General features: G+C 63.0%; 13 protein-coding genes. 6 read left to right on the top strand and 7 right to left on the bottom strand.

What is annotated here, in order from left to right; translation table 11 throughout:
• Positions 1-120 precede the first annotated feature (120 nt).
• Both fabV and H040_RS20900 read left to right on the top strand, forming a co-directional pair.
• Entirely contained in the window at positions 121-1,332 is a 1,212-nt protein-coding gene (gene fabV, locus H040_RS20910) for an enoyl-ACP reductase FabV (protein WP_027918422.1), read from the top strand.
• 179 nt (positions 1,333-1,511) lie between these two features.
• Complete coding sequence (locus H040_RS20900; protein ID WP_027918423.1) at positions 1,512-2,420, top strand: alpha/beta hydrolase family protein; 909 nt, start codon at positions 1,512-1,514, stop codon at positions 2,418-2,420.
• Between the two features lie 116 nt (positions 2,421-2,536).
• Here H040_RS20900 and H040_RS20895 read toward each other — a convergent pair whose 3' ends face one another.
• The 4 genes from H040_RS20895 to H040_RS20880 form a co-directional block, all read right to left on the bottom strand.
• Positions 2,537-2,878 (bottom strand): HopJ type III effector protein, encoded by a 342-nt coding sequence (locus H040_RS20895; RefSeq protein WP_027918424.1) that lies wholly within the window; start codon positions 2,876-2,878, stop codon positions 2,537-2,539.
• Positions 2,871-3,167, bottom strand: a complete 297-nt coding sequence (locus H040_RS20890) for a DUF1244 domain-containing protein (RefSeq protein ID WP_027918425.1) — start codon at positions 3,165-3,167, stop codon at positions 2,871-2,873. The genes H040_RS20895 and H040_RS20890 overlap by 8 nt, the downstream gene beginning before the upstream one ends.
• A gap of 9 nt (positions 3,168-3,176) precedes the next feature.
• The gene (gene folM, locus H040_RS20885) at positions 3,177-3,869 is read right to left on the bottom strand and encodes a dihydromonapterin reductase (protein ID WP_027918426.1); all 693 of its coding nucleotides are present in this window, start codon (positions 3,867-3,869) and stop codon (positions 3,177-3,179) included.
• A 76-nt stretch (positions 3,870-3,945) separates the two neighbouring features.
• Positions 3,946-4,506, bottom strand: a complete 561-nt coding sequence (locus tag H040_RS20880) for an antibiotic biosynthesis monooxygenase (protein ID WP_027918427.1) — start codon at positions 4,504-4,506, stop codon at positions 3,946-3,948.
• Between the two features lie 212 nt (positions 4,507-4,718).
• On the opposite strand from H040_RS20880, the gene H040_RS20875 reads away from it, so the two are divergent.
• Positions 4,719-5,651 (top strand): MerR family transcriptional regulator, encoded by a 933-nt coding sequence (locus H040_RS20875; protein ID WP_027918428.1) that lies wholly within the window; start codon positions 4,719-4,721, stop codon positions 5,649-5,651.
• Here H040_RS20875 and H040_RS20870 read toward each other — a convergent pair.
• Entirely contained in the window at positions 5,636-6,256 is a 621-nt protein-coding gene (locus H040_RS20870; RefSeq protein WP_027918429.1) for a hypothetical protein, read from the bottom strand. The two genes, H040_RS20875 and H040_RS20870, sit on opposite strands and share 16 nt — an antisense overlap.
• 60 nt (positions 6,257-6,316) lie before the next feature.
• Positions 6,317-6,745 carry a PAS domain S-box protein gene (locus tag H040_RS20865; protein WP_027918430.1) on the bottom strand — a complete coding sequence of 143 codons (429 nt, stop codon included), beginning with the start codon at positions 6,743-6,745 and terminating at the stop codon, positions 6,317-6,319.
• A gap of 104 nt (positions 6,746-6,849) precedes the next feature.
• Between H040_RS20865 and H040_RS20860 the strand changes: the two genes are divergently transcribed.
• Entirely contained in the window at positions 6,850-7,305 is a 456-nt protein-coding gene (locus H040_RS20860; protein WP_027918431.1) for a flavodoxin, read from the top strand.
• A gap of 123 nt (positions 7,306-7,428) precedes the next feature.
• Here H040_RS20860 and H040_RS20855 read toward each other — a convergent pair whose 3' ends face one another.
• Positions 7,429-8,307, bottom strand: coding sequence for a LysR family transcriptional regulator (locus H040_RS20855; protein WP_027918432.1), 879 nt, complete (start codon positions 8,305-8,307; stop codon positions 7,429-7,431).
• Positions 8,308-8,404: 97 nt separating this feature from the next.
• Between H040_RS20855 and H040_RS20850 the strand changes: the two genes are divergently transcribed.
• Both H040_RS20850 and H040_RS20845 read left to right on the top strand, forming a co-directional pair.
• The gene (locus H040_RS20850; protein ID WP_027918433.1) at positions 8,405-8,791 is read left to right on the top strand and encodes a CidA/LrgA family protein; all 387 of its coding nucleotides are present in this window, start codon (positions 8,405-8,407) and stop codon (positions 8,789-8,791) included.
• Positions 8,781-9,467, top strand: coding sequence for an LrgB family protein (locus tag H040_RS20845; protein ID WP_027918434.1), 687 nt, complete (start codon positions 8,781-8,783; stop codon positions 9,465-9,467). Before H040_RS20850 ends, H040_RS20845 begins: the two co-directional genes overlap by 11 nt.
• The last annotated feature ends 149 nt before the right edge of the window (positions 9,468-9,616 follow it).

Genomic DNA, 9,616 nt, shown 5'->3' with positions numbered 1-9,616 from the left:
GAATCCCTGGGTTCAGCCCTTAATATGTGTCGGATAACCTGCGGGGGTAGTCTCACCCTCTGATCAATCGGAATCGCCCGTGCGGCGCTTCCCCGGCATAAACCTGACGAGGTACAGACATTGGCCATCATTCATCCTAAGGTTCGCGGTTTCATCTGCACCACGACTCACCCGAAGGGCTGCGAGCTCAACGTCCGTGACCAGATCGAAGCCACCCGCAAGCTGGGCGTGCGCGAGGATGGCCCGAAGAAGGTCCTGGTCATCGGCGCTTCCAGTGGCTACGGCCTGGCAGCCCGCATCACCGCCGCCTTCGGCTTCAAGGCCGATACCCTGGGCGTGTTCTTCGAAAAGCCAGGCACCGAGACCAAGGCCGGCACCGCCGGCTGGTACAACTCCGCCGCATTCGACAAGTTCGCCAAGGCCGAGGGCCTGTACAGCAAGTCGATCAACGGTGACGCCTTCTCCGACGAAGCCCGCGCCAAGGTCATCGAGCTGATCAAGAACGAAATGGGCGGCAAGGTCGACCTGGTCATCTACTCGCTGGCCTCGCCTGTGCGCAAGCTGCCGCAGACCGGTGAAGTGATCCGCTCCGCGCTGAAACCGATCGGTGAACCGTACAAGTCGACCGCCATCGACACCAACAAGGACACCATCATCGAGGCCAGCATCGAGCCGGCCACCGAGCAGGAAATCGCCGACACTGTCACTGTCATGGGTGGTCAGGATTGGCAGCTGTGGATCGACGCCCTGGCTGGCGCTGGCGTGCTGGCCGAAGGCGCGCGCACCGTGGCCTTCAGCTACATCGGCAGCGATATCACCTGGCCGATCTACTGGCACGGCGCCCTGGGCCAGGCCAAGCAGGACCTGGACCAGACCGCACTGCGCCTGAACGAGAAACTGGCCGGTGAAGTGAAGGGCGGCGCCAATGTGGCGGTGCTGAAGTCGGTGGTCACCCAGGCCAGCTCGGCCATCCCGGTGATGCCGCTGTACCTGTCGATGGTCTTCAAGATCCTGCAGGAAAAGGGCGTTCACGAAGGCACCCAGGACCAGCTCGACCGCATGTTCCGGGAGCGTATGTTCCGTGCCGATGGCCAGCCTGCCGAAGTGGACGAGAAAGGCCGCCTGCGCCTGGACGACTGGGAACTGCGCGAAGATGTGCAGGGCGCTTGCAAGGCACTCTGGCCGACCGTGACCACCGAGAACCTGTTCGCGCTGACCGACTACGCCGGTTACAAGAAGCAGTTCCTCAACCTGTTCGGCTTCGAGCGTGCTGACGTCAACTACGACGAAGACGTGGCCACCGATGTGAAGTTCGACTGCATCGAGCTGTAAGTCGATCTGACATCTGAGGGGGCTGTACCGGCCTCTTCGCGGGTAAACCCGCTCCCACAGGTACCCCACAGCTCTCTGGCTCAGTGGGGTACCTGTGGGAGCGGGTTTACCCGCGAAGAGGCCGGTACAGCCCCCGATTTTTTTGCTAGTTTTGGCGCACAACAACAGGAACGCGCGCCATGAGCAGCCTCACCCAACCCGCCACCGCCTTTCGCCAGGCCACGGCCGACGGCTACAGCCTCGGCGGCTTCTGCTGGCGCCACGCCCAGCCTGATCCCCAACGCCCGTTGGTGATCATCAATGCGGCCACTTCGGTACGCTGTCGCTACTACTCACGCTTTGCCGACTACCTGTTCGCCCAAGGTTGCGACGTGCTCACCTACGATTACCGTGGCATAGGCGAATCGCGCCCGGCGTCGTTGCGTGGCTTCCAGGCTTCGTGGAGCGATTGGGGGCGGCTGGACTTCGAGGCCATGCTGGCGCACGCCGCTGCGCATTTTCCCGGCCAGCCGGTAGATGTTGTGGGCCACAGTTTCGGTGGCTGCGCCGTGGGGCTGGCCCCCTCGGCGGGGCAGGTGCGGCGGGTGGTGATGGTCGGTGCGCAGTTTGCCTACTGGCGCGACTATGCCGCCGAACAGCGCTGGCGCCTATTCGGCAAATGGCATGTGGTGATGCCGCTGCTGACCCGTGCCTTCGGCTACTTCCCCGGCAAGCGCCTTGGTTGGCTGGAAGACACCCCGGCCGGTGTGGTGCACGACTGGACCACGCGTACGCCGCTTTATGAACAGCGCCCGAGCGGGCGCGGCCTGGCGACACTGCCTTTCGCCCAGGTACGGGCTGCAACCTTGGCCATCAGCCTGACGGACGATCCGTTTGGCACGGTGGCAGCGACCGAGCGTTTGCTAGGGTATCTGCCTGCGGCGCAGCGGCGGCATTTGCGCATTGCGCCTGTGGATATCTCGGTCAGCGAGATTGGCCATTTCGCGTTCTTCCATGATCGCTTCCGCGAAAGCCTGTGGCCGATTGCGTTGCAGTGGTTGCAGGAGGGCGGGCTGGCAGACGGAGTGCCGGGGACGACTATCCGTTGACATTCCGGGGCTGCTTCACAGCCCTTTCGCGACACAAGGCCGCTCCTACAGAAGAGCGCGTTCCCTGCAGGAGCGGCCTTGTGTCGCGAAAGGGCCGCACAGCGGCCCCGGCAATCTCAAGCCTTGCGCGAAAGCGGCAGCTCGGTGAACTTCACACCCGCCAGCCCATGCTTGATCAGCGCACGGATGTTGCCGTGGTCAGTGCCTTCCGGCGTGGCCAGCACATCACGGTAATGCTCGCCGAAGGCCAGCAGCGCTTCCTGGTCGCTCAGGCCTTCCAGCAGGGCCAGGCCCAGGGTCTTGCACGAACCTTCGTTCTGCCCGGCGGCATTCTCCACGCCGCCGTTGTTGAAGGCCTGGGGCTGGTAGCTGTAGTTGCCGGCGATGAACGCCAGGGTATCGGCGAAGACATGTTGGCCGCTGGCCAGGCTGCTGCGCAGGGTGTTCAGATCAGTCACGAGGTTTTCCTTGTTCAAACGCCGCTTGCTGCTCGGCGCTGGCTTCTTTCTGGAATTGGGCTTTCCACTCAGCGTAAGGCATGCCGTACACCGCTTCGCGGGCGTCATCCAGGCTAATGTCGACCTGGCGCTCGTCGGCGGCGGCCTTGTACCACTTGGACAGGCAGTTGCGGCAGAAACCGGAGAGGTTCATCAGGTCGATGTTCTGCACATCGGTGCGTTTTTGCAGGTGCTCGACCAGGCGCCGGAACGCAGCGGCTTCAAGCTCGAGTTGTTGTTGCTCAGTCATGGCAGTCTCTCAAATCATGCGGTTCTTCAGGTGGCGGCCACCGTTGATGACCACTTGGCTGCCGGTGCTGTACTGGCTGGCGAGCAGGTACTTCACCGTCTCGATCAGTGGCCCGGCGCCGGGTTCGAACTCCAGCAGGGCCTTTTTCAAGGTCTGCTGGCGGTAAGCCTCGTCCCCGCCTTCCTTGAGGATCAGCAGGCCCGGCAGGATACCGTTGACGTGCACCTTGGGCGCGTACTTTTCGGCGAACGACAGCACCATGTTCTGCAGCGCGGCCTTGGTCGCGGCGTAGCCGATGTGGCCTTTGCTGCCGCGCGAAGAGGTTTCGTCGCAAATGTGGATGATGTCGGCCTTGTCGACCTTGTTCAACAGCTCGCCGAGGGCCAGATTGAGGTGGTACGGCGCTTCGACGTGCAGGCGGAACATGGTCTCGAGGTTGTCGAGGTCGTCGTCGAGCCACAGCGAGGCGTTGTGGATGATCGCACGCAGGCCGTCGTAGTTGCGCTGCAGGTGGTCGATCAATGCTTCACGGTCGGCCCTGAGGCAGAGGTCGGCCTGGAACTGCACGATGTTCGGGTGCGCGGACTGCGGCTGAAGGCTACGGCTGGCACTGATCACCGTATGGCCGGCCTGTGCCAGTTCGAGGGCCAGGGCCAGCCCGACGCGCTGGCTGGCGCCGGTGACGAGAATTGGGCTGTTCATGTGCGGGCGGTCAACTTGTCTGTCCTGTCGTTGCCGCCCAGCATACCCGAACTGATCTCGCTTGTATGACCTCGCCTCAGCGGCTGCGCAGTGCCGGGCTGGCGGATGGCGTGGCGTGCAGCCAGTTGGCCAGCAGGCGTGTGGACAGGGGGATGAAGAGGTAGACCATGACGGGCGTCAGGGCCAGCGTGCTGAGCATCACCCGGGGCAGTAGCTCGAGCGCCCCGAGCCAATGCCCGAACAAGACATTGAACACCAGCGAGACCGGAAAAAAGGCCAGCCAGATGGCCACAGCCTGCTTCCAACGTGGTGGCTTTTGCACCATATTGGTGCCAAACCAGTCGTCAAGACCGCTGACACGCCTCTCTTTGGGGCGTTCGAACAGGCCGTTTCCGCGAGCCAGCCAGGCCCGGCGCGAGGCGGAGTGCTCCCAGGCATGCAAGGTGGGCTCGTCGCTGAAGCGGAAAATGATCTGGAACTCGTCGCGGTCGCGGGGCGGGGCGAGGATGCCCGAGCCGAGATAGCCGGGGAAGTCGGTGGCCAGCTGTTCGCCCTCGTGCAGCCAGGCCAGCAGGTCCTGGTAGCGGCCATGGGCGGCGCGGCGCGACACCATCAGGGTGACGGGTGGGGTAGACATCGTGTATCTCCTGGCGACGGGGCTGGCGGATAGCCTGCCCCTTGTCTGCGTGGCCCGGGGTGGTGGGCAACGCAAGAAGGCATGCAAGAATCGGGCGCGAAGCATGAGCGTGATGCAACGCTGCATTAGCGGTTGTTCGCAAACTGGTTTGCGGCCTGGCGTGCCGTAGTAGAATGCCCGTTCAACTTCCGCACACAGGTAACGTAGTGCAGATAAACAAACAAGGACTTAGTTCGGACATCCAGGCAAGCCTGCAAGAGCAGGACCTGTTCCCGATTCGTGAAGTTTCCCGCGTGACAGGCGTCAACGCCGTGACCCTGCGTGCCTGGGAACGCCGCTACGGGCTGATCCAGCCCACGCGCACCGACAGCGGTCACCGGCTGTATTCCCAGGCAGACATCGACGATATCCGGCGCATTCTCGGTTGGCTTGAGCGCGGCGTCGCAGTGAGCAAGGTTGGCAGCATCCTGGCCCGCGGCCAGAAGCTTGCTCACGGTGTGGTTTTGGCTGATTGCACGGCAGGCTGGCAAGCCCAGGTGCGCGAGGCGGTGCATCGCTTCGATGCCGTGGCCCTGGATAGCCTGTTCGACCAGGTGTTTGCGGCACTCAACCTGGACCTGGTATTCACTGAAGTGTTCATGCCCGTCTGGCATGACTTGGCAGCAGGGCAGGGGGCGTTTGGCCTGGCCAGTGAGTGGCTGTTCCTCGACCAGTTCCTGCGTGGCCGGGTGTTCACGCGCTTGCAACTCGCTCGTGTGCCACGTAGCCACACCGTATTGCTGGCGCCACTGCCCGGACCATGCCTGGAACTGGACCTACTGGTGACTGGCTTACTGCTGGCCAGCGATGAGGTTGGCGTGCAGTTGCTCATGCCGGGGCAGGTGCTGGATGAGTTGCCGCTGGTGTGCGAGCGGCTCCGGCCGGATGCGATGGTGCTGTTTTCCAATCACCCACTGAGTGATGGGCTGGGCAAACGCCTGATACGCCTGGCGACAGGGCTGCAGTGCCCATTGCTGTTGGCCGGCGAAGCGGCTGAGGGTGCCCAGGATGGACTGGCGGGTAGCCCGGTGGCATGCCTTGGTGCAGAGATTGAGCGGATGCGGCGGCGCTTGCGCCAGTACTTTGCCGGTCAGCTCGATACCTGATCGTGCAGCTCTGGGTGTGCCTGGCGATGGGCCTGGAGGATGTACTCACGCAGCCGGTCGATTTCGCCTGTGGGGCTGCGGCTCAGGTCGTAGGCGGCCAGGTCCGGGCCAATACGCCGACGTAGCCGACCGTGCAGGCCGATAGGGCTGATGCCGTCCGGAGCGAAGTGCAGGTCGAAGCGTGAAGGGGCCTTGGCCAGGCCACGCACTTCGAGCAACGCGCCCTTGAACGAAATATCCCTGACCAGCAAGCCGCTGGCCTTGCCCTGGGCGTCCAGCAGTGCGCTGGGCTGCTCCATCGACAAACGCCAAGGGCGCAGCATCGGGCCGTCGTCTTCGTAGATTTCCGGTGAGCCGATCTGCAGGTGCACAGCGTGGAACTCGTCTTCCACAAGCTGCAGCGGGAAGCTGATCTGCTGGTTGTTGAACTGTGCCTGCAGCGTTACCTGCTCATTGGCCACCAGGCGGGCAAGCAGCGACTGGATATGGCGGTCGCCATTGACCAGCAGGCTCGACATGGGGTCGGCCAGGTTCAGTTGCGGGGAATGCTGCATGTCCTGGATGAAATCCAGCTCGTCCTGAGTCAGGAGCGCTTCTGCTTGCATGATCGAACTCGGTGATGACGATTTCTTCAACGGGAATTGACCGTGCTCAAGGCGCTTGGTTCAGGTGCGTTCGTCGAAATTCCGACGAGCGTGCATTTCTGCCAGCTCGCGCTCCAGTTCGACCTGGCGGGTGACATCTTTCTGGATACCGATGAAGTAGCTGCGCTGATCGGCATCGTGCTTCACCGGTGTGATCGAAAGTTCGTTCCAGAACGTGCTGCCATCCTTGCGGTAGTTGCGCAGCACTTCGCGGCACGGGCGGCCCTCGGACAGGGCCTTGCGAATGCGTACCCGGCCAAGCTGATCGCGATCATCGGCCTGCAGGAAGCGGCAATCCTGATAGAGGATTTCATCGCGGCTGAAGCCGGTCAGGCGTTCGAAGGCCGCATTCACGTAGATCAGGATGGTGTCGTCGCCTTCCTGTTCGGCGACCACGATCCCGTCGTTGGATGCGTCGACCATTGATTGCAACAGCTGGGCGTTGATCATGTCCGGACCATGGGTAAGGAAGGGGACTTTGGTAGAGGCGGCCTTTTGCCAGCGCTGAATGCTAGTATCCTACGTTTTCACTCAGTTTCGGAATCCTCTTCCCGATGAAAGTCGCCATTATTTCCGGCTCGGTGTACGGCACCGCCGAAGAAGTCGCCCGCCATGCCGAGTCGTTGCTCAAGGCTGCTGGTTTTGAAGCCTGGCACGCCGCCCGTGCTACCCAGCAGGATCTGGAAGGTTTTGCTCCAGAAGCCTTGCTTGCGGTGACTTCTACCACTGGTATGGGTGAGCTGCCGGATAACCTGATGCCGCTGTACAGCAGCATTCGCGACACCCTGCCAGCGGCCTGGCGTGGGTTGCCGGGTGCGGTGATCGCACTGGGGGATTCGAGCTATGGCGATACCTATTGCGGCGGTGGCGAGCAGATGCGCGAACTGTTTGCCGAGCTGGGCGTGCGGGAAGTGCTGCCAATGCTGAAGCTCGATGCCAGCGAAACAGTGACCCCGGAGGCTGATGCCGAACCGTGGTTGGCGGAGCTCGCTCAAGCACTGAATGCCTGAGGCTATTCCTTTGGCGTGTACCGGCCTCTTCGCGGGCAAGGCCACACCCACAGGTCTATCACCACCCTCCAGTCAGTGATGTGCCTGTGGGAGCGGGCTTGCCCGCGAAGAGGCCGCTACAGGTCAATTCATCTCACGCAGCAATTCGAGCCAGGCCTGCGCGGCTCGCGACAGGTAGGCTCCGCGCCGCCAGATGAAGGCAATATCCCAGCGTAGATACGCCGGTGCCTTCAGCGGTAGTCGCACCACCCCAGGGCGCTCCAGCGCTTTTGCCACCACACGGGGCAGCAACACCACGCCCTGGCCGGCTGCGACCAGCGCCACCAGGAAGTCCGCCTGGCCACTGCGGCCACCTTCTTTCGGGGTAAAGCCCTGCTGCTGGCAAGCCTTGAGCAAGCGGTCGTTGAGCACGAAGCTGCGTTGGTACAGCAGGAAGGGTGTATCCGCCAGTTGCTTCAGGTTGACCTGGTCCAGGTTAGCCAGCGCATGCCCGGCGGGCAGCAGGGCATCCAGCGGCTCATTGCAGAACGGCTGATACTCGAACGCCGGGTCGCTTGGAGTGAGGCTGCCGCCCAGCTCCAGCTCGCCGCTTCTGACCGCCTGCTCGACACTTCGGCTGCCGCCCTCAAGCAACTGAATATCAATGTTCGGATGACGCCTGCGGTATTCGGCGAACAACGTGGCGAACAAGGTATCGCTGCCGAGCATGGGCAAGCCCAGGCGCAGCTCGCCGCGGGCCATGTGGCTGAGGTCGTCGAGCTCGCTCAGCAATTCCTGGCGTTGGCGCAACAGCGCCTGGCCGCGCTCCAGCACGATGCGCCCGGCCGCGGTCAGATGCAGCTGCGAGGCCTGGCGCTCGAGCAGCGGCTGGCCCACATCTTGCTCCAGTTGGGCGACCTGCTTGCTCACGGCGGACTGGCTGATATGCAGGGTCTGCGCGGCTTGGGTAAAGCCGCCGCGGTGGACCACTTCGATGAAGCTGCGCAGCTGTTTGAATTCCATGGTGACGATTCCATTGTGGAATGGCTGCAAGTCTAACAATTCGCTTTTGGCCTAGGCAGCCGAATCTTAAAATGAGGGCCTGTCGAGGACTCCCCCCATGAAACCCGCATTACTGAAAAAGCCCCTGCGCCTGTTCGCCGAACTGGCAGTCCTGCTTGCCTTGTTCCTGTCTGGCGGCCAACTGGCCGTTTGGCTGGGCTGGCCGATCCCCGGCGGGGTGATGGGCCTGGGCCTGTTGCTGCTGCTGTTCGCCTGCGGTGTACTCAAGCCGGCAACCTTGCAACTGGGCGCTGGCTGGCTGATGGCGGAAATGCTGCTGTTCTTCATCCCGGCACTGATGAGCCTGCTCGATTACGGCAGCCTGGTGCGCAGCGAAGGCTGGCGCATCTTGCTGGTAATCGCAGTGAGCACCTTGATGGTCATGGTGGTGACCGCCGTGACCGTGGAGCTGGTCTGCCGCTGGAGGCTGCGCCATGAGCCTTGAACCCATGCCGCTGTTCTGGCTGGCGCTGACCTTGGCGGCCTACCTGGCCAGCCGCTGGTTGTATCGGCGCACCGGGCGTTACCTGATGTCGCCACTGATTCTTGTCCCAGCCTTGCTGTTGGCAGTGGCCGTGCCGCTGCACACGGCCTACGCCGAGTACTCGCGCAACACCCATTGGCTGATGAGCGTGCTGGGCCCGGTGACTGTGGCCTTCGCCGTGCCGATCTGGCAACAACGGGCGATGCTGGCACGGCATTGGCCGGCGCTACTTGTGGGTATGGTGGCGGGCAGTGCAGCGTCGATTGCCAGCTCCTGGAGCCTGGCGCACCTGCTGGCGCTGGACGATGCCATCAGCCTGTCGCTGGTGCCGCGCTCGATCACCACGCCATTCGCAATGCCGCTGGCCCATGACCTGGGCGGCGTGCCGGAGCTTACGGCAGTGTTCGTGATGTTCACCGGGGTGCTGGGGGCCATGTTTGGTGGTGTGCTGCTGCGCTGGCTGCCGCTGCGTACCCCCTTGGCGCGGGGCGCACTGTTCGGGGTTGGCGCGCATGGTGCCGGGGTAAGCCGGGCCCAGGAAGTGGGCCGTGAAGAGGGTTCGGTGGCCGGCCTGGTCATGGTGCTCACCGGGCTGCTCAACCTGTTTGCCGCACCGTTGCTGGTGATGCTGCTGTGACCATTCGTGCCTCTGACTCGCTCGGTCATCAAGCTGGCTGGTAACGCAAGTTTCACCTGGCGGGCTGCTGATTACACTCATCCTCGACATAGAGAGCACATGTATGTGCCGAGGTGACATGCAATGACCGCAGCCTTGCCCTATTCCGT

The organism is Pseudomonas sp. URMO17WK12:I7 (assembly GCF_003269045.1).
Taxonomy (GTDB): domain Bacteria; phylum Pseudomonadota; class Gammaproteobacteria; order Pseudomonadales; family Pseudomonadaceae; genus Aquipseudomonas; species Aquipseudomonas putida_J.
Note: the sequence above shows the minus strand (reverse complement) of the source record. Positions and strands in the feature narration are given on the sequence as shown.

What these genes read in the sequence shown, in the direction of transcription:
- folM (WP_027918426.1), bottom strand. Translation starts at nt 3,869, where the DNA reads ATGAACAGCCCAATTCTCGTCACCGGCGCCAGCCAGCGCGTCGGGCTG.
- H040_RS20860 (WP_027918431.1), top strand. Translation starts at nt 6,850, where the DNA reads ATGAAAGTCGCCATTATTTCCGGCTCGGTGTACGGCACCGCCGAAGAA.
- H040_RS20880 (WP_027918427.1), bottom strand. Translation starts at nt 4,506, where the DNA reads ATGTCTACCCCACCCGTCACCCTGATGGTGTCGCGCCGCGCCGCCCAT.
- H040_RS20890 (WP_027918425.1), bottom strand. Translation starts at nt 3,167, where the DNA reads ATGACTGAGCAACAACAACTCGAGCTTGAAGCCGCTGCGTTCCGGCGC.
- H040_RS20865 (WP_027918430.1), bottom strand. Translation starts at nt 6,745, where the DNA reads ATGATCAACGCCCAGCTGTTGCAATCAATGGTCGACGCATCCAACGAC.
- H040_RS20850 (WP_027918433.1), top strand. Translation starts at nt 8,405, where the DNA reads ATGAAACCCGCATTACTGAAAAAGCCCCTGCGCCTGTTCGCCGAACTG.
- H040_RS20900 (WP_027918423.1), top strand. Translation starts at nt 1,512, where the DNA reads ATGAGCAGCCTCACCCAACCCGCCACCGCCTTTCGCCAGGCCACGGCC.
- H040_RS20870 (WP_027918429.1), bottom strand. Translation starts at nt 6,256, where the DNA reads ATGCAAGCAGAAGCGCTCCTGACTCAGGACGAGCTGGATTTCATCCAG.
- H040_RS20855 (WP_027918432.1), bottom strand. Translation starts at nt 8,307, where the DNA reads ATGGAATTCAAACAGCTGCGCAGCTTCATCGAAGTGGTCCACCGCGGC.
- H040_RS20845 (WP_027918434.1), top strand. Translation starts at nt 8,781, where the DNA reads ATGAGCCTTGAACCCATGCCGCTGTTCTGGCTGGCGCTGACCTTGGCG.